Origin of the sequence: Allobosea sp. MMO-172 (assembly GCF_037147855.1) — a bacterium.
Lineage (GTDB): Bacteria > Pseudomonadota > Alphaproteobacteria > Rhizobiales > Beijerinckiaceae > Allobosea.
On record NZ_JBBCUM010000012.1, the window covers coordinates 123007 to 141330 of the forward strand.

Sequence of the window (18324 nt, forward strand, 5' to 3'; positions counted from 1 at the left end):
ATCTACTCCTACGCGGCGAGGTCGCGGACCTTGGTCCAGAACTCGGCTCCCTCTTCTTCGGTCATGTCGTGAATGCTGCGGCGGTTGTCGTTCGCAGCGGCGCGGGCAACGGCCATCGCGGCGGCCACAGCACCGTCAATGCGGTCGGTCTTCTTGCCCTTGTGCATACGGACAAGGCCGGTGTCGTTCCGGCTGGCGACGACGCTATCGAAGTGATGGCGAAGAACGGGGTGCCCGCCGTGGCGAAGCAGCCGGCCGTTCACATGGCGCTCAAGGGTGCCGATCGCTGGCCCCATGGTCGTGATGTTCTGGCGCATCTCGACAGCGGGAAAACCATCATCGTGAAGCCGCTGCATCATGGTGCGGGCATGATGCGGGTCGTAAGCGATCTCGCGCACATCGAAGCGGGCGCAAAGCTCGCGGATGTGCTCTTCCACCGTGGCGGGATCGATGATCGGCCCTTCGGTGACGATGATCTCCTTTTCGTCGCGCCAGCGCTCGTAAGGGACGCCGTCACGCTGGGCGCGGCCGATCAGGTCATCGCCGGGGACGAAGAACCAAGGGGCGATAGTGATCCGGCCATCATCATGGCGCCACGCCGCGACAATGGCCGTAAGGTCGCCATTGATGGCCATGTCCACGCCAAGGAAGCACGGCAGCGCCTCAAGCTCGGCGAGGTCCAGCGGGAATGTGCCGGCGTCATAAGTCGCCATATCGAACAGCGGGTCGCGGGAATGCGCCTGCCAGATATTGAGGTTGAACTGAAGGAAAGCGTGCCGGTCGGCAGGCCGATGCTCGGCCTCCTTCGCTGCCGTCCGCAAAGCGTCAAGGTTAGGGAAGCCGTAAGTCAGGCCGGGGTTAACCCGGTGCCAAACGTCCTCATCCTGCCAGTCGCTATCGTTGTCGGCTTCGAAGATGATCGGCAGATAGGCCGGGTTCACGATCTCGCCGCGCGCGACGCGCTGGGCATACTCATACTGCTCGAAACCGATGTTCTCGCTGCCACGCCCGGCTGTAGTCGCAATGACCATGAGCGTGCCGCTGGTCTTGACCATGCCCGACTTCAGGGCCTCCCAAAGGTCGCGGCCCTTCCAAACGTGGATCTCGTCTACAAGAACGAAGCTGGGCGTCTTGCCGTGCTGGGCCGCGCCGTCGCTGGAAATCGCCTGAAGCTCGACGCCCTGCGCCGGATAGGCGATCTTCTTCGCGCTGTTATGGGCGTCGTAAATGCGGGTCGCGCTGACAAGGCGCCTATCCATGCGGACGATGTTCGCGGCTTCCTTGAAGCCAAGGCCGGCCTGCTCGCGATCCGATGCCGCGAAGATGACCTGTCCGGCCGGGACGCGCTCCGGGCCGATGGTGTGAAGCAGGGCGAGCGCAGCCGCGAGGCTGGTCTTCCGGTTCCCGCGCGGGATCATCCAGAAGACAGTTTCCACGATGCGCCGGCCGTCAGTATGGCGCGGGCCGTAGATGCGACGAACAATGCGCTCCTGCCAGTCGTGAAGCTGGAAAGCGTTCTTCGGCGCCGTGCTGTTCGGGTGCTTCAGCGCGCGCAGGAAATCAACGGCGTCTTGCCCATAGCCGAAGGGGTCCGGGATGGGGCTGCCGTCATAAATCCAATGCGGGAACGCGCTCTTGCTCATCGGCGGTTCCTGCCGATCATGAGCGCGTTCGGCTCGTCATCGTCATCAGCCGCGTTGCTGCCAACGCGGGCGCGAGAAACAGGCGACAGGCCGTATTCGGCCGCGAGCTGCCGCGCGGTCTGCATGGCGCGGTTCTGCATTCCGAAAAGCGTCTTATCGAGCGTGCCGGTCGTGGCGAAGCTGCGCTCAATGGCGCGGACGTGCCCGACTGCAACGCAATAGTTCTCGATACCAGTGAGATCGGCCCGCGTGACGATGCGGTCAGCGATCAGGCGCGGCATAATCCGCTTCCACTCGCCGCGCGCGTCCTCGCTCAGCCACTTCGGGACGGGCGGGGTCTTCGTCAGGGGCTCGCGATCAGGGGATAAGGCCGGCTTCACGCCGCGAAGATGGGTCACGACGCCGACGCAACCGCCCTGATTTCGAGGCCAACGCGGCGCCCGATGTCGGCGATTTCCTTGATCTGATACGCCCGGCCGTTGAAGACGATGCGCTCGGCGCCCGTCAGGCCGTCCCGCCAGCGGATACGGAAGATAACGGTGCCCTGCTGGGCTGTGCCGAAGCCGGTGAGAAAGTCGGTAGAGGACGACTTCACCACCTCGGCGCGCGTCGTGGCGATTTCCGTCCAGGCGGATACGGTGCCCCGGCTCGGCGTGCGCGTCTTCGTCTCGCGCTCGATGGTGATGGTGTGGAAGAGAGTGCCGGCCGCGAGCATCAGATGCTCCACCGGATGACGGCTTCCACCGACATGACGCCGTGCCCGTAATCGGGGTTCGGGTCGCGCGGCCAGACAGTGCGGGTGTGCCGGAAAGCGTCGATCTCGAAGCCTACGCCGACAGGCCAGTCCATGAGGCGCCGGGCAACGGCCGCACCGATGGTCTGGGCACGGTCGAGGCCGTCTTCCACTGCCCAGATATGCAGGTCGAGGAACAGGGTCGCGACGAACTGCGCGCCGGATGCGCGACCGTGCATCATGACGTTCCCTGCGCCGAACAGGATCGCCGGAAGCTCCTCGGGGCGGAAGTCGCCGGCCCGGATGTTCTCGGGGTCTACAAGCGCGGTGACGGCCGGGTCAGCGGCGAGATGCGCGCCAAGGGCTTCGCGGAAGGCGATAGTCGGCTCGATCACGGGTTGTTCCACCCGGTGCGGACGGCCTTGCGTCCGTAACGCCTGATGCGGTCCAAGGAACGCCGACGTGCGAAGCGCCAGCCGGGGAAGAAGAATGGGCGCGCCTTCATCTTCGACGTGCCATGCTCGACATGATGCGGATACCGGACATTGCTGTTGCCGGCCGTCACGATGGCCTCAAGCTCGCCGGCCGTCCGGCTGCCACCGGGCTGGGAATAAGGCGGCGTCGTTCCACCGGGCGGCGTGACAGTGATAGAGTCCCGCAAGTCGCCCTCATCCACCGGGGCTAGGCGGCGCTGCATGTCCGCCACCTCGTTCGCGCCCTTCAGGACGGCAGGTGGAAGCATCTCGCGGACGTTCTTAAGCACCGCCGCGAAGCGCCGGTTGAGCCGGTCGAGGTCAGATGTCATCTTCGACTTCCTCGCCGAAGTGCGCCACGCGATGCGAATTCGCGACGTGCTGCACGTCAAAAGGCACCATTCGGACGGCATCGCCGAAGGTAACGCTCTCGCGGACGGCATAGTAGAAGCCGACAAGGTTCAGGATCGCGCGCCGGACATCAGGCGGGACCGGATCGAACTTGGCGAGCTTCCGCCCGGTGAAGTTCTCAAACCAAGCTTCAGCGGCATCGATATAGAGCTGAATCAGCTCGTCCTCGCTGCCGTCATCCACTCGCAAGTGCGCCTTCGCGAGCGAAAGCGTTACGCTACTCATCAGGAATTGGCCTCTTCAGAAAAAGTTATTTCGGGCGTCTCTTGCGCGGTGCTCCCCGCGCCGGTCCCCGAAACAGGCGGAAAATTGGAGACCACCCCCCGGCGCCGCTGCTGGATCGTCGGGACGGTCATGGCCTGCTCTATCGTCCAACCATGGCGGAGGCGTCCGCGCAGGACATTGGCTGGCACGCCAGACATCTCCGCAAGCTCGGCCGTGCTGTAGCGGGTGCCCCGGAAGCTATGCAGTGCGAGGCGCGGCATCAGTGCACCGTCTCAGCGCCGGCCAACTCATCGATGCTCGGTGCGGCAGCGATCAGCTTGATTGCACGCTGGCGAACGGCCTGCGGGTCCAAGCCGGCGAGGTAGCAGACTTCATTGAAGTCCGGGTTGGGCTTGGTGAGGTAGTTGCGTGCGCTCTCGATCTCGCGACGTAGCGAAGATGACGATGTAGAGGTGTTGCGGGTAGTCGCGTCCTTGAGTGTCTGAAGCAACACCTGCGCCCACATATTGCTGAACGCCGATGGCGTCGTAAGATCGTCGCGGTATTCGGCGCTCATTGGCGCGGGTTCCTTTCACGGATGTAGTCGAGGGCGTTGCAGCGACGGCAGCCGGGGCGCCAGTTGGCGGGGCTCATGCGAAGCTCGGGATGCTGGCGGATGCTGATGCGGTGCCGGACAAGGGTGGCGGGTGCGCCGCATTCGCAGCGCTGGTTGCCGGGCTGGCGCAGATAGGCGCGGGCCGTCTCTTCCCACTGGCGATCATAGCCGCGCTGGCGGGCATTCGGGCGGGCACGGTCATGGCGGGCGCCGCGAACGCGATCCTGCTCGCGCTGGCACTGGCAACGGGCGCCATGGGCGACGATGCTACCGCAAGAGCAAAGGCGGGGCGGACGGCGGGTCACTTCTTGCCCCCACCGCCGCCGATGCTACCGCCACCACTTCCGACGATGGAAATGCGCTCGACATCGTAGCCACCGGAGATCATGACGCCGCCGGTGATGACTTCGCCGTAGACCAGCGGAACAGGCACGCCCTGATCGGACGTGTTGCCGGGACCGTTCATGGTGAAGCTGGAATCGTCGCCGTTCTCCTTCTTCTTCTCCTGCGGGGTCAGGAGCGAGGAGACGCCGGCGAGCGCCATGGCGGCGCCGAAAAGGGCAACCTGCGTTCCGGTGATGCCGCCAAGGGCGGTGCTGCTCAGACCAAGGCCGGGGCCGATGGCGCCGGCCAAGGTGCCGCCCGTCAGGGCGAAGGCCGCGCCGATGAGCACGACGCCAAGCACGGTCTTGAGCAAGCCGGCGCGCTTTGAACCGGCAACAACCGGGACGATATGAAGATCGCCGTTGCCGAGATTGAAGCCGGCGATGTCGTCCTTGTCGAGGCTGAAGCCAGTATCGACGTTCTTACCGCGAACGACATGCCAAGCACCGTCGCGGATATCCTTGAGGAAACTGGGGAAGTTCGCACCAAGGGCGCGAACAGCTTCGCCCGCCGTGCGGACATCAAGCTTGAACTTCTTGCCATACTTGCGGCCGATGGCACCGTGAAGGTGGATGGTGCGCATCAGCGCTTTCTCCCATACTTGGCCTTGAGGACCTGAAGGCCAGCGCGATCAAATTCGGGGTCGAGGCCAGCGGCCTCATTGCGGGCGGCCTGCTCGGGATCGTGCTGGCGGCCTTCCGGCTTGTCGTCGGCAGCACCGTGGATCGCCTTCAGCATGTCGAAGTGACCGGACAGGGCGTCGGTTATCTCGGTCGGCGTGGCGTTCCAAGCCTGATCCGGGGACCAGTGAAGCCAGCCGGTCGCACGGCGATACATGTCGCGGTAAAGCTCGCGCAGTGGCACCATCTTGCCCTGCGAGGGCTTGGCGGCGGGGTCAGGCTGGGGAACGAAGCCGATGACAAGGCGGGCAAGCTGGGCCTGCGCGATCTCGGCAAAGCGGCTGATCGGTAGGCGCGACATGGAATTGAGGAAGGCAGCCGCATCCTTCCGGTCGGTCGTAGCCGTCAGGATGATCTCGCGCACGGTTCCGGTGTGGAACTCGGCGAGACGCTGCATGAGCGTGGCGAAGCCGTCATGGCTTCGCTCAAGGGTGCTGGCGGCCCGCAATGAGGGGCGCAGGATCACGGCATGGCTGCCGTGCTCCAAAACGATCTCATCGTATGCGGGCCGCAAGGTCATGGCTTACGAAGTGGCCATCTTCAGCTTGCGGAAGACATCCGTGCGGACGACGCCGGCACCGACGCGACGGCGAGCGTGGAAGCGCACCAGACCTTCGGTTGCGAGCAGATACGGGTTCGGGCGAACCGCAAGCTCGATCCGGTCATAGATACGATAGCCGGCCTTGAAGTCGCCGAAGATGACCGGGAAAGCGTTGGCGGCAACGTCCGGCATGTCGATCAGCTCGACAACCGGGCGGCCAAGGATCGTCTCGGGCTGGCCGGCCTGATAGCTGGGCTGCCACAGATAGTTACCCTGGCCATCCTTCAGCTTGCGGATAGTCGCAAGCGTCGAGCCGTTCATGGCCCAAGTGCCACGGCCACGATAAACGCCCGGCAGGGCATACATGAGCGAGATCAGCGCATCGGCCGAGAGGTTCGTCGCGTGACCATTGAGGGACTGCGCGATGCCGGTTTCGGTCATGAAGCCCTTCGGCTCAGCGGCAGCGCTTCCGTTGACGAGGGCGGCGCCTTCCTTGGCGCCGAAGTCCTCGGCGAGGGCAAGGCGAACCTCGGATTCGACGTTCTGCGCGTCCTCCAGAAGCCAGTTCGAAATATCGACGTGGGTATTCAGCTCCTTGATGGCGATTTCCATCTCGCCGAAGGTCGGCTCGGATGCTTCCGACGCGACGGCTTCGCCCTTCCACTTCGCATTCGTGACCGAAAGGCGCTTCGGCAGGACCACGGTGTGCGAGCCGGCAGACTTCACGTCCGCGATGGCGCGCACCGGGGAGAACTCGACAAGGTTGCGGATGAACTCGCTGCTGGTCTCTTCCGGCGCCAGCACATAGCTCGGGGCGTCGTTCGCGACCGTCAGGGCCTTGCGCTCCGCGCCGTCGCCCGAAATCTGCCCGGTGCGCAGGAAGTCGGTGAACGCCTTGCGCTCGATATTGTCATTCGACTGATTGTCGTTCGAAGCCGGGAGGCGATTGGCCTTGGCCTCGGCCTTGTCGGCGCGGACCTTCAGGGCTTCCACCTGCGCCGCCAGAGCGTCGAACGCCTTCTGATTGGTGACGGCTTCACCCACGGCGACATTGCCGAGGCTGGTATTCTCTACTGCTTCATTCGCCATATCGGGTTCCTCTGTCATGGCCTTTACGATGGTGACGCGGGCGCCCGGATGGACCGGGCTCCTGCAAAGGGAGATTTCGTTGATGGTGATGTCGGTGAATTCGCGCCCGCCGTCCGCGCGTCGCTCGTAAAAGCCGCCCGTCCACGCAATCGAGAGCCCCTTGTAGGAGCCGGACTTCAGATGACGGTGAGCGCTACGGGCGGGGCTGATGCCTTCGACAAAGAGCCGGCCCGAAACCTCAAGGCCGGCATCCGTCTCGGTGAAGTCTTCCCAGACGCCGACAATCTGCCGGCCGTCATGTTCCATCACCATGGGGACGGCCTTGGCGAACTTGAACGCGCCGGGGCGGATGGTGTCGCCGACGCGATCCGGCGAACCGAAAGGCCAAGCAAGCCCCTTCACCGTGCCGGCGTCGTCAAACGAGACATCGGCCTTGATCTCAAGCCGCTCAGACATCGGGCACGTCCGCATAAGCGGCCTTGATCGCGGCGGCGAGATCGCCCTTTGCGGCTGCTCGGTCGATATCGTCGGGCTCGATGTCGTCCTGGCCCTCATCGTTGACGGCCTCGCCGTTCCAGCGGGCGAAGAGGATATCCATGGCGAGGTTCGCCAGCGGCATAAGGGGCTGATCTGGGGTGTAAGCGTCGATAAGGCTCTGGGCCTCGGTCGGGGACGTGCCGCCGCCAATCAGGCCGAGCCGGATGATTTCCACCACGTCGCCGACATGGAACTGAAGGGTGAGCGCGACACGCTGGTAAAGCGCGCCGATACCGATGCCGGTCTTGCGCTCAAGCTCGGCAATCATGGGCATGGTGAGGGCGAAGGTCTTCTCACCGTCCCCGAAATAGGCGACGTGCTTCACCGGCGAGCCTCGGCGAGACTGTTCTTAAGGTCTTCGACCTTGGAATGGGCTTCGCGGAATCCGATGATCGCGTTGCGGAGCGCCGTCTGGAAATTGCGCTCGAAATCGCCAATGCGGCGCTCAAGGCTGGCGATCGGCTTTTCAGTCTCGTCGTTCACGCGGCTTCCTTGTCGGTGTTGGGGTTGTCGTTCGCGCCGGCAGCGGGGCCGGTCGTCGTGTAGGGATTGGCAAGCTCGTCGCCGCCTTCGATGGCCGGCAGATTCATTGCGGACCGAACCTCGTTCGGCGTCATGGCGCGCATGGCGACCAGCTTGCCGAAGATTTCGGCCCGGCCCGCTGCATCGGCGCGCTGAAGGTCGTCAATGACGAACTCGAAATAGAGGCTGTCCTGCTCGTCCTCGTTGAGCAGCACGGTCGCATAGGCGTCCTGCCAGCGGTCGAGCCAAGGCCGAAGGCAAAGCTGAAGGAAGCTCGCGGCCATCTGCTCCGCGTTGCTCCACGTCGCCCGGCTCAGTTCAAACAGCATGGAGGACGGAACGCCGAAGATGCGGGCAATCTCGCGGACCTGCTCAACGCGATGCTCAAGGAACTGAGCATCGGTGCTCTTCATGGTCTGCTGGTCGAGCTTCCAGCCGGCATCAAGGATAAGGGGATCGCTGCTGCTACCGGCGAGCCAGTTGCGGAACGACTTACGGATGTTTCCGATGGTCGTCGCGCCCTGTTCGCCACCCTGCGGCTTCTCATTCGAGAGGACCGAAGCCGGGCGGGCGCCAGAGCCGAAGAACTGCGCAGCGTGACGCTCCAACAGCATCGCAACGCCGATGGCTTCCTTGCCAAGCTGGACCGGGGACGTGTCGCCGAAGGCTGGGACATAGAGCACGTCGCGGAAGGAAAGCTCGCGCCGGACGTTGTTGGCGAAGGTGACGACATAGAACAGCTCGCCATCTTCACGGAAACGGCGCTGGACCGTGCCGGGCTGAAGGCGGTTCATCTCGTAGGGGCGCCCGTCGCTGGTGCGGACGACATGGGCATAGCCAGCGCCGTGAAGCAGGGCGTCGGTCGTGAGCAGGGCGCGGAGATGGCCGGCACTCGTCCAGCCGTTGACGCGGTTATGGGCCAGCCGGTTGCTGGCATGATCCTTCGCAGCTTCCTTGCTGCCGTCAGCGTCGCGATAGAGCTTGCAAGGAAGAGAGCCGATTGTTTCGGCGATCAGGCGCACGGCCTGAAGAACGGCGGGAACGCGAAGCGCGGTGTGCGCAGTAACGGAAACACCGGAAGCAGTCGGCAGCGCGCCGAATAGCTCAGAGATCGAAGGATCAGAAAGGGCGATCGCCTTTTGATCGAGCTGAAATCCGAGTGACTTCCTTACGCTGCCGACTAACTCGCGGAACACAACTCAACCTTCACCTTACGCAACGGTGAAGATTCTCTCACGGCCAGAATCGCGAGGCAAGCAGAAAAAGGAAATTGATCCTATAGAAATAGGATCAATGTCATATCCCTTACTACGAGGCGTCTTCTAAGACGCGCGCCGTAGCGCGGGCAAACGCCAACAAGGCGGTGTCCCGATCAGCCTCTAGCATTGCGCGCGCCAATTCCTCAAAGATGGCGGGGGTCAACCCAACTACTATATGGGAGACACCGCTCCCCGCGGTCACTTCAAGGTCGATGCGTGCACCAGAGAGGACGGGGCTTTTAAGGAGGGTTCGCGGCCACTCGGCACACGAAACTTTGGCGACGCCGGACCACTCCCAACTACCACCGCCCGACTTCCCCGTCCTCCACACATGGCTCTTGTGCTCATCGTTAGCCATCTATTCGTTCCCCGGCTCGCCTGATGTAGAAGGCATCAATCCCTTCAGCCCCAAATCCATAAAGCTGACTTCCTCAACAAGCCGCTTCCGGTGTTCAACGGTGCCCTGCGGCAGTGAACCATACCGGCCGGTGGTCGATTTGAAGCGGTCGCCGTGGCCGAGCACGAAGCCGAACTCATGATCTAGGTGGCCGGCGTTGCGCAGGCGATCCGTGAACAGGTGCCGGAAGCTATGCACGGCCAGCCGCTCGGTCTTCACGCCGATGCGGTCAAGGTAGACGTTCAAGAACTTGGACGGCACGCCACTCATGAACCCGCGCGCGTCCGGCTCGATCTCGGGGAACAGTCGGGCGCCCTCACCCTTCGTCCTGGCCTTGTGGTAATCGAGGAAGCCAAGCGCGACCAATTCGGAATGCACCGGAACGACGCGCCGCGAGCCTACGGTCTTCAAGGTCTTGTCGGGGTCGCCCTCGTCGGTGACATACATCACCCACGTTCCCTCGATCTCCCGCACGTCATTGGTTAGAAGCTGCGCGATCTCGCCAAGGCGCATGCCGGAATAGAGCGCGACCAGTGGAATCCAGTAGCGCCAGTCTCGAATGATGACGTTGCCGGGCTTGTGCTCGACATCATCGGAAAGACAGCCACGGAACAGCGGCGAGGCGAACAGCGCCGTCACCTGATCGTCGGTGAAGGGATCGCGTTTCCGCTCCCGGTCGAGCCGAATATACATCTCGTCTGATATAACAGGCGCCGGAATGTGCCCATTCGACAGGAGCCATTTGAGGAACGGCCCGACAGCAGAGAGATACTTATTGATCGTCTTCGGATCGATCGTCTTCCGGCCAAGCTCCTTGTTCTTGGTGATGATCTCTTTGAATTTCAGGCCTTTTAACTCGCGTATCTGCTTGGCCTTGGCCGGGAGCAGATACAGTTGATCGCGCCAACCGGCGACGTGCTTACGCTCCAACTTGTCGAGCGGCATATCCTCGCCGAAGAACTCCGCGAAAAGCTGGACAATCCCCTCGTTCTGGTCGCGGGTGTCGTCCTTCAGGCCGTTCCCGCGCTGCATAATGAAGAGCTTGTAAAAGTCCATGAGCCGGGAGCCAGCGGGCGCAGCCTTCGGCTTCTCGGCACGCTTGATAAGGGGATCGGTCGGAACACCACCCCAATCCATCACATCGCGCTCATCAGCACGCTTCAACCCCTCGATCTCGGCGCGGGCAACCGCTTCCGCGACCTTCCGATAGACCGGGCTCGTCTTCGGCAGCACGGCGCGATAGGCGGCGACATGCTCGTCAACGCTCTCCGCAACTGCCTCCAGTCTCTTGTTTAGGTCGCCGCTCGTCAGGAGGGACCGCGACCGTTCTCGGAGCTGCCTGTAGGTTTCGATTCGGTCGCGGATTTCGGCAAACGCCTTGTAGGCGCCGATGTCGTATTCGCCGAACTCGGCTTCCATCTCTCGCCAAAGCTGGTCTAGCTGGTCGTCGGTGAGGTTCTGTTCGCGGAACCGCTCGTCGTTCTCGACAAGCTCGGAATAGTGCTTCCATGCGATGGCAGCGACATCGCCCTCAACAATCTCCCTAGCCCGGCGCCGCGCGGCGAACTCGTCCTGTATCGCCATGTAGACGCCGGGCGCCTTCACCTTGGCTTCGGCCGGTGAGGCAGTGCCGAGCGACTTCCAAATCTCAGTGCGGCCGTAGTCCTTGGCGAGGTCCGAAGGCACCGTGACGCGGACGTAGTAGCGGGCCGATCCGGCGCGCTTATGGATGTAGGTTGCGAGGGCCAATTCTCAGATTCCCAGCCGTTCCGTAACACCTCTCCGTAACAGTTCTCCGTAACAGTGCAAGGAGAAATATGCTAAGTAATTGAGGTATTTATGGAGAATTGCCTCTGGGCAGAGAATCCTAGTCCCCCAGCCACTTCTTGGTGGCCCGGCAAATCTAAACCTCACCATTCGGGAACAGATTTAGGCATGCGCTTCTGCGTGCCTGTTAGCCGTCAGCTCGCTCCGGTCTCACCTAGCCTTCGTCGCTGCGCCCTCCAGAAACACCTCCAGGCACAATCGCGCGTGGCGGGCGCGGTCCTCGACCGTCAGCAGCCGGTCGCCGGGAAAGCGCTTGATCAGCACCGAAAAGATCATGTCCATCAACATGCGGGCCAGCGCATCTGCCGGAAAGGCGCGGAGCGCGCCGCGCGCCTGCTGAGCGGAAAGCCAGTCTTCGAGCAGGCGCCGCGCCGGCTCCGCTCCCTCCTGTACGATCAGCTCGCCGATCTCGCTGAAGCGGTCCGAATCGGCCAGGACGAGCCTGACGAAGGCCAGCCGCTCGCGGTTGTCGATCTCGTCGATGTCGAGGCGGAAGATCGCGGCGAGCGCCTCCAAAAGCGGCAGGTCCTCGCCTTCCGGTCGCGGCAGGGCCAGCATGGAACGCCGGTGGTCCGCCATCATCGCGCGAAACAGGTCCGTCTTGGCCGGGAACAGCAGGTAGAGCGTGCGCTTGGAAACGCCGCAGCGCGCCGCAACAGCGTCCATCGTCGTGCCGCCATAGCCGACATCGAGAAAGAGCTCGCGCGCCGAGCGCACGATCCGGTGCCGCTCGGCCTCGTCGGACCGGGTCTTGGGGCGCCCGCGTGTGCGTGCCTGCCGCTCAGCGGTCTCGCCATTTTTATCGCTTGTCATCGTCGCGTCCGTCATCGCGCCGCATTCTTGGATTTGACAGGCAGAGAAATCAAGAGATAAGAAACTCATCAGTTTCCGAAAAGAGAGCCCGCATGCTGGCCGAGCGCGCCCCGTCGTCAACCCGTTACGCCCTGCCGGGCGCCCTCCTCCTTGCGGCGGCCTTAGCCGGCTGCAACTCGGAGAAGGCGGCGGCGCCTCCGCCGCAGGCGCAGCTCCAAGTCAGCGTCGTCTCGCTGCACCCGCAGCCGGTCGCGATCACGGCGGAGTTGCCGGGCCGCGTCTCGGCGAGCCTCACGGCCGAGATCAGGCCGCAGGTCAGCGGCATCATCAAGGCGCGGCTCTATCGCGAGGGCAGCGAGGTCAAGGCCGGCGACGTGCTCTATGAGATCGATCCGGCGCCCTATCAAGCCGCCCTCGACAGCGCGCTGGCCGCCCAGCACAAGGCCGAAGCCGCCGTTGCCAACGCGCAGGTGCGGGCAGACCGGTATCGCGAGCTGCTTCAGCGCAATGCCGGCAGCAAGCAGGATGCCGACGACGCCGCCGCCACGCTTGGCCAGGCCCAGGCCGATGTCGCGGCCGCCAAGGCCAATGTCGAGACGGCCAGGATCAACCTCGCCTATACGAAGGTCACCGCGCCGATCGACGGGCGCATCGACAAGTCGGCGCTGACGCAGGGCGCGCTCGTCACCGCCAACCAGGCGGCTGTCCTGACCACGATCCGCAAGCTCGATCCGATCAATGTCGACGTCACCCAGTCGAGCACCAATCTGCTGAAGTTCCGCAACGACATCGCCTCGGGCCGGCTGAAATTCACCGGCCCCAATGTCGCGGTGAAGCTGAAGCTCGACACTGGCGACGCTTATGCCCAGTCCGGCAAGCTGGAATTCGCCGAGGCCAATATCGACGAGACCACCGGCACCTTCACGGTCCGCGCCGAATTCCCCAATCCGGAGCGAATTCTGCTGCCCGGCATGTTCGTCCGCGCGGTGATCCAGGAAGGCATCGCCGAGAACAATTTCCTGCTGCCGCAGCGCGCTGTCGGCCGCAATACCAAGGGCGAGGCGACGGCCAGGTTCGTCTCGGCTGAAGGCAAGGTCGAGGAGCGCGTGCTCGTTACCCGCCGCAATATCGGCAACAACTGGCTGGTCGACAGCGGCGTCAAGGATGGCGAGCGCATCATCGTCGAAGGCGGCCAGCTCGTGCGCCCCGGCCAGACCGTGACCGCGAACGAGGTCAGCGTCGACGAGGCCACCGGCGAGCTGAAATCGGCCAATCGCCGGGCAGAATTGCCGGCTTCCGGCAACACGGCGAAGAACTGACGCCATGTCGCGCTTCTTCATCGAACGCCCGATCTTCGCCTGGGTCGTCGCCATCGTCATCATGCTGGCGGGGCTCCTGGCCCTGCGCACCCTGCCGATCTCGCAATACCCGCAGATCGCTCCGACGACCGTCCAGATCAGCGCCAATTATCCTGGCGCCGACGCGCAGACCGTCGAAAACTCGGTGACCAAGGTCATCGAGCAGGGCATGACCGGCCTCGACAACCTGCAATACATGACGGCGACCTCGACCTCGACCGGCAACGCCCAGATCACCCTGACCTTCAACAGCCAGGCCGATCCCGACGTCGCGCAGATGCAGGTGCAGAACAAGCTGCAGCTCGTCACGCGGCAGTTGCCTTCGGTGGTGCAGAGCACCGGCATCTCGGTCGCCAAGGCCTCCACCGGCTTCCTGATGGTCGTCGCCTTCGTCTCCAAGGACGGGCGGATGTCGACGACCGATCTCGCCGACTATGTCGACTCGACGCTGAACGACACGCTGAAGCGCGTCGAGGGCGTCGGCACGACCCAGCTCTTCGGCGCCGGCTACGCCATGCGCATCTGGCTCGACCCCGACAAGCTGCGGAAATACGCGCTGATGCCCGCCGATATCGCCGCGGCGATCGAGGCGCAGAACACGCAGGTGTCGGCCGGCCAGCTCGGCGGCTTGCCGCAGGTCAGCGGCCAGCAGCTCAACGCCACCGTAACGGCGCTCTCTCGCCTGCAGACGGTGCAGCAGTTCGAGAACATCATCCTCAAGAGCGGCTCGTCCGGCTCGATCGTGCGCCTGAACGACGTCGCCCGCGTCGAGCTCGGCGCCAAGAGCTACGACACCTCCTCGCGCTATAACGGCCAGCCGACGACCGGCCTCGCGATCAGCCTCGCCACCGGCGCCAACGCGATCGACACCGCCAAGGCGGTGACCGCGACGATCGAGCGGCTGAAGCAGACGCTGCCGGAAGGCGTCGAGGTGACCTACCCCTACGACACCACGCCCTTCGTGACGCTCTCGATCGAGAAGGTCGTGCACACGCTGTTCGAGGCGATCATCCTCGTCTTCATCGTGATGTACGTCTTCCTGCAGAACCTGCGCGCGACCTTCATCCCGATGCTGGCGGTGCCGGTCGTGCTGCTCGGTACCTTCGGCGTGCTGGCGCTCGCCGGCTACTCGATCAATACGCTGACGATGTTCGCGATGGTGCTCGCCATCGGCCTGCTCGTCGACGATGCCATCGTCGTGGTCGAGAATGTCGAGCGCGTGATGCAGGAGGAGAAGCTCTCGCCCAAGGAAGCGACGATCAAGTCGATGGGCGAGATCACCGGCGCGCTGGTCGGCATCGCGACCGTGCTCTCGGCCGTGTTCGTGCCGATGGCCTTCTTCGGCGGCTCGGTCGGCGTGATCTACCGGCAGTTTTCGGTGACGATCGTCACCGCGATGGCGCTCTCCGTCGTCGTCGCGCTGGTACTCACCCCGGCGCTGTGCGCGACGCTGCTGAAACCGGTGGGCGACCATGGTCCACGCAAGGGCTTCTTCGGCTGGTTCAACCGCAATTTCGAGCGCACGACCAACGGGTATCGCTCCGGCGTCGCGGCGATGATAGCCCGGCCGATGCGCTTCCTGATGGTCTTCCTGCTGATCGGCGGCGGCATGGCCTGGCTTTTCGCCCGCATGCCCTCCTCCTTCCTGCCCGACGAGGACCAGGGCATCCTGCTGACCAGCGTGCAATTGCCCGTCGGCGCAACACAGGACCGGACGCTGCGCGTGCTCGATCAGGTGCAGAAGCACTATCTCGAGAACGAGAAGGATCTCGTCGAGGGCGTGCTGACCGTTGCCGGCTTCGGCTTCGGCGGCCAGGGCCAGAATGTCGGCCTCGCTTTCGTGCGCCTCAAGCCCTTCGCCGAGCGCGTCGGCAAGCAGGCGACGGCACAGGCCATCGCCGGCCGCGCCATGGGTGCCTTCCGCAGCATCAAGGACGGCACGGTCTACGCGCTGGCCCCGCCGGCGATCCAGGGCTTTGGCAATACGGCCGGCTTCGACTTCTACCTGCAGGACATTGCCGGCGCCGGCCATACCCGCCTGATGGAGGTTCGCAACCAGCTGCTCGGCCTCGCCGCGCAGAGCAAGCAGCTCACCGGCACGCGCCCGAACGGGCAGGAGGATACGCCGCAATACGCCGTCGAGATCGATCAGGAGAAGGCGAGCGCGCTGACATTGCCGCTGGCGGCGATCAACAACACGCTGTCGACGGCCTGGGGCTCAGCCTATGTCAACGACTTCATCGATCGCGGCCGGGTGAAATCGGTCTATGTCCAGGCCGATGCGCCGTTCCGCATGCAGCCCGGCGATATCGGCCGCTGGTATGTCCGCAACCAGGGCGGCGAGATGGTGCCGTTCACGGCCTTCTCCTCGGGGCGCTGGACCTACGGCTCCCCGCGGCTGGAGCGCTATAACGGCGCTGCGGCGGTCCAGATGCAGGGCGCGGCCGCGGCCGGCGTCAGCTCCGGCGCGGCGATGGAGGAGATCGACCGGCTGGTGGCGCAGCTGCCGACCGGGTTCGGCCATGAATGGACCGGCCTGTCCTTCCAGGAGCGGCTCTCCGGCAGCCAGGCGGTGGCGCTCTACGCCATCTCGATGCTGGTCGTGTTCCTCTGTCTCGCGGCGCTCTACGAGAGTTGGGCTATTCCCTTCGCGGTCATGCTATCGGTGCCGATCGGCATCTTCGGTGCCCTGCTCGCGGCGACGCTCTTCGGCCAGACCAACGACGTCTATTTCAAGGTCGGCCTGCTGACGACGATCGGCCTCGCGGCCAAGAACGCGATCCTGATCGTTGAATTCGCGATCGAGCAGGAAGCCAAGGGCAAGGGCCTCGTCGAGGCGACGCTGGAAGCGGCGCGCCAGCGCCTGCGGCCGATCCTGATGACTTCGCTCGCCTTCGTGCTGGGCGTGACGCCGCTCGCGGTCGCGACCGGCGCGGGTTCGGGCAGCCAGAACTCGATCGGCATCGGCGTGATGGGCGGCATGATCGCCGCGACCGTGATCGGCGTGTTCTTCGTGCCGCTGCTCTATGTCGTGGTGGTGCGCCTCGTACGGCGCTGGCGCCGCGCGGAGCCGGTCCCCGCGACCTCCGCCGAGTGAATGGGCGGGGCGCGGCCGGCGACGGCTGCGCCCTCCCCGCGAAGCTGTTAGACTGGTGTCATGACCGATTTCCCCGACATCATCCGCTCCCCCCTGTCGCAGACCTTTACCCATGACGGCCTGACCGTGCGCGTGGAGATCTACAAGATCGAGGGCACCGACGGCTGGACCCTTGAGCTCATCGACGAGGAAGGCGGCTCGACCGTCTGGCAGGATTCCTTCGCCACCGATGCCGACGCCTTCGCCGAGTTCACCGATGGCGTCGAGCAGCTCGGCCTCGACCGGCTGATCGACCCGGACGACGACGACCTCGCCACCGTGCACTGACCGGCGCCCCGTTTCGCATGCGCTATACCGACGAACTCGATGCGCTTCGCGCCGCCCGCGACGACCTTCGCCACCGGATCGCGGAGCGGCTGGCCCTGGAAGCGGGGGCGCCCTTCGATGGCGCATCCCTCGAAGCCTGGCTGACGGCTGCCGACGAGGCGGTCGAGGCCTGGGAGAACGAGGGCGAGGAAGCGCAGGATTCGCGCGCCTTCCGCCCGATCGGGCCGCTCCAGGACCTGCTGGCGGACCATGCCGCACTCGTCGAGCGGATCGCGGACACGCTCGACCGGCGTCTGTCCTAGCCCAACCCCAGCATCCGCCGCGCCAGCCCGGGATCGCCACCGCCGGCGAAATCGTCGAAGGCGGTCTCGGTCACGCGGATGATGTGGTCGGCGATGAAGCGGGCGCCCTCGCGCGCGCCGTCCTCGGGATGCTTCAGCGCGCATTCCCATTCGAGCACGGCCCAGCCGTCGTAGCCGTATTGTGCTAGCTTGGAGAAAATCGCCTTGAAATCGACCTGCCCGTCGCCGAGCGAGCGGAAGCGCCCGGCCCGGCCGATCCAGGGCGAGAAGCCCGAATAGACGCCTTGCCGGCCATCGGGCCGGAACTCGGCATCCTTCACATGGAAGGCGCTGATGCGCTCGTGATAGATGTCGATGAAGGCGAGATAATCGAGCTGCTGCAGCAGGAAATGCGAGGGATCATAGTTGATCCGGCAGCGCCTGTGCCCGCCGAGCCGGTCGAGGAACAGTTCGAAGGTTGCGCCGTCGAAGACATCCTCGCCGGGATGGATCTCGAAGCCAACGTCGACGCCCTCCTCCTCATAGGTATCGAGGATTGGCCGCCAACGTCGCGCCAGTTCGCCGAAGGCTTCCTCGACGAGCCCGGCCGGTCGCTGCGGCCAGGGATAGAGGAAGGGCCAGGCCAGCGCACCGGTGAAGCTGACCGAGCCCGACAGACCGAGCCGGCGCGAGGCTTTCGCAGCGAGCCCCATCTGCTTCACCGCCCAAACCTGCCGCTCCTTCGGCTTGCCGCGCAGCTCCGCCGGGGCGAAAACGTCGAAGGCCGCGTCATAGGCCGGATGGACAGCAACGAGCTGGCCTTGCAGATGGGTCGAAAGCTCGGTGATCGCGATGCCGTTCTCGCGCGCGACGCCGGTGATCTCGTCGCAATAATCCTGCGATGAAGCCGCCTGCTCCAGATCGAAGAAGCGCTTGTCGCCGCTGGGGAGTTGTACGCCGCGATAGCCGAGACCCGCAGCCCAGGCGGTGATGCCGACCCAGCTGTCGAACGGCGCCTTGTCGCCGGCGAACTGGGCAAGAAAGATCGCGGGGCCCTGCATCGTCGCCGGCATCGGCTATTCCTCCATCGTTGCGCACAGCTTCGCCCAGGGATCGGCCAGGCGTCCAGATC

21 protein-coding genes are annotated in these 18324 nt (G+C 64.5%); 4 read left to right on the plus strand and 17 right to left on the minus strand.

The window, feature by feature from the left end; genetic code table 11:
* Positions 1-8: 8 nt before the first annotated feature.
* From WFK61_RS18180 to WFK61_RS18255, 16 genes are all read right to left on the minus strand, one after another.
* On the minus strand, positions 9-1643 hold the full coding sequence (locus WFK61_RS18180; protein ID WP_336813488.1) for a terminase large subunit: 1635 nt from the start codon (positions 1641-1643) through the stop codon (positions 9-11).
* Positions 1640-2041 (minus strand): phage terminase small subunit P27 family, encoded by a 402-nt coding sequence (locus WFK61_RS18185; RefSeq protein ID WP_336813489.1) that lies wholly within the window; start codon positions 2039-2041, stop codon positions 1640-1642. The genes WFK61_RS18180 and WFK61_RS18185 overlap by 4 nt, the downstream gene beginning before the upstream one ends.
* Positions 2038-2358, minus strand: a complete 321-nt coding sequence (locus WFK61_RS18190) for a phage head closure protein (protein ID WP_336813490.1) — start codon at positions 2356-2358, stop codon at positions 2038-2040. Before WFK61_RS18190 ends, WFK61_RS18185 begins: the two co-directional genes overlap by 4 nt.
* Positions 2358-2771: a DUF3168 domain-containing protein gene (locus WFK61_RS18195; protein WP_336813491.1), complete on the minus strand. Its 414-nt coding sequence runs from the start codon at positions 2769-2771 to the stop codon at positions 2358-2360. The genes WFK61_RS18190 and WFK61_RS18195 overlap by 1 nt, the downstream gene beginning before the upstream one ends.
* Positions 2768-3181 carry an HK97-gp10 family putative phage morphogenesis protein gene (locus WFK61_RS18200; RefSeq protein ID WP_336813492.1) on the minus strand — a complete coding sequence of 138 codons (414 nt, stop codon included), beginning with the start codon at positions 3179-3181 and terminating at the stop codon, positions 2768-2770. Before WFK61_RS18200 ends, WFK61_RS18195 begins: the two co-directional genes overlap by 4 nt.
* On the minus strand, positions 3171-3485 hold the full coding sequence (locus WFK61_RS18205; protein WP_336813493.1) for a head-tail connector protein: 315 nt from the start codon (positions 3483-3485) through the stop codon (positions 3171-3173). Before WFK61_RS18205 ends, WFK61_RS18200 begins: the two co-directional genes overlap by 11 nt.
* 259 nt (positions 3486-3744) lie before the next feature.
* Positions 3745-4041 carry a hypothetical protein gene (locus tag WFK61_RS18210; protein WP_336813494.1) on the minus strand — a complete coding sequence of 99 codons (297 nt, stop codon included), beginning with the start codon at positions 4039-4041 and terminating at the stop codon, positions 3745-3747.
* Entirely contained in the window at positions 4038-4385 is a 348-nt protein-coding gene (locus WFK61_RS18215) for an endonuclease (RefSeq protein ID WP_336813495.1), read from the minus strand. Before WFK61_RS18215 ends, WFK61_RS18210 begins: the two co-directional genes overlap by 4 nt.
* Entirely contained in the window at positions 4382-5047 is a 666-nt protein-coding gene (locus tag WFK61_RS18220; protein ID WP_336813496.1) for a tail assembly protein, read from the minus strand. The genes WFK61_RS18215 and WFK61_RS18220 overlap by 4 nt, the downstream gene beginning before the upstream one ends.
* Positions 5047-5631: a hypothetical protein gene (locus tag WFK61_RS18225; RefSeq protein ID WP_336813497.1), complete on the minus strand. Its 585-nt coding sequence runs from the start codon at positions 5629-5631 to the stop codon at positions 5047-5049. Before WFK61_RS18225 ends, WFK61_RS18220 begins: the two co-directional genes overlap by 1 nt.
* A gap of 36 nt (positions 5632-5667) precedes the next feature.
* Positions 5668-7230, minus strand: coding sequence for a phage major capsid protein (locus WFK61_RS18230; protein WP_336813498.1), 1563 nt, complete (start codon positions 7228-7230; stop codon positions 5668-5670).
* Positions 7223-7636, minus strand: coding sequence for a gene transfer agent family protein (locus tag WFK61_RS18235; protein ID WP_336813499.1), 414 nt, complete (start codon positions 7634-7636; stop codon positions 7223-7225). The genes WFK61_RS18230 and WFK61_RS18235 overlap by 8 nt, the downstream gene beginning before the upstream one ends.
* Positions 7633-7794, minus strand: coding sequence for a hypothetical protein (locus WFK61_RS18240; protein ID WP_336813500.1), 162 nt, complete (start codon positions 7792-7794; stop codon positions 7633-7635). The genes WFK61_RS18235 and WFK61_RS18240 overlap by 4 nt, the downstream gene beginning before the upstream one ends.
* Positions 7791-9029 carry a phage portal protein gene (locus WFK61_RS18245; protein WP_336813501.1) on the minus strand — a complete coding sequence of 413 codons (1239 nt, stop codon included), beginning with the start codon at positions 9027-9029 and terminating at the stop codon, positions 7791-7793. The genes WFK61_RS18240 and WFK61_RS18245 overlap by 4 nt, the downstream gene beginning before the upstream one ends.
* A 421-nt stretch (positions 9030-9450) precedes the next feature.
* Complete coding sequence (locus WFK61_RS18250; RefSeq protein WP_336813502.1) at positions 9451-11238, minus strand: site-specific integrase; 1788 nt, start codon at positions 11236-11238, stop codon at positions 9451-9453.
* Positions 11239-11466: 228 nt separating this feature from the next.
* On the minus strand, positions 11467-12249 hold the full coding sequence (locus tag WFK61_RS18255; RefSeq protein ID WP_336813503.1) for a TetR/AcrR family transcriptional regulator: 783 nt from the start codon (positions 12247-12249) through the stop codon (positions 11467-11469).
* Between WFK61_RS18255 and WFK61_RS18260 the strand changes: the two genes are divergently transcribed.
* From WFK61_RS18260 to WFK61_RS18275, 4 genes are read left to right on the plus strand one after another with little or no spacing between them, the layout of a single operon-like run.
* The gene (locus WFK61_RS18260; protein WP_336813504.1) at positions 12222-13448 is read left to right on the plus strand and encodes an efflux RND transporter periplasmic adaptor subunit; all 1227 of its coding nucleotides are present in this window, start codon (positions 12222-12224) and stop codon (positions 13446-13448) included. The two genes, WFK61_RS18255 and WFK61_RS18260, sit on opposite strands and share 28 nt — an antisense overlap.
* A 4-nt stretch (positions 13449-13452) precedes the next feature.
* Entirely contained in the window at positions 13453-16584 is a 3132-nt protein-coding gene (locus WFK61_RS18265) for an efflux RND transporter permease subunit (protein ID WP_336813505.1), read from the plus strand.
* Positions 16585-16644: 60 nt separating this feature from the next.
* Positions 16645-16911: a hypothetical protein gene (locus WFK61_RS18270; protein WP_257734789.1), complete on the plus strand. Its 267-nt coding sequence runs from the start codon at positions 16645-16647 to the stop codon at positions 16909-16911.
* A 17-nt stretch (positions 16912-16928) separates the two neighbouring features.
* Positions 16929-17213: a hypothetical protein gene (locus tag WFK61_RS18275; RefSeq protein WP_336813506.1), complete on the plus strand. Its 285-nt coding sequence runs from the start codon at positions 16929-16931 to the stop codon at positions 17211-17213.
* On the opposite strand, the gene WFK61_RS18280 is transcribed toward WFK61_RS18275, so the two are convergent.
* Positions 17210-18265, minus strand: a complete 1056-nt coding sequence (locus WFK61_RS18280; protein ID WP_336813507.1) for a sugar phosphate isomerase/epimerase family protein — start codon at positions 18263-18265, stop codon at positions 17210-17212. The two genes, WFK61_RS18275 and WFK61_RS18280, sit on opposite strands and share 4 nt — an antisense overlap.
* Between the last annotated feature and the right edge of the window lie 59 nt (positions 18266-18324).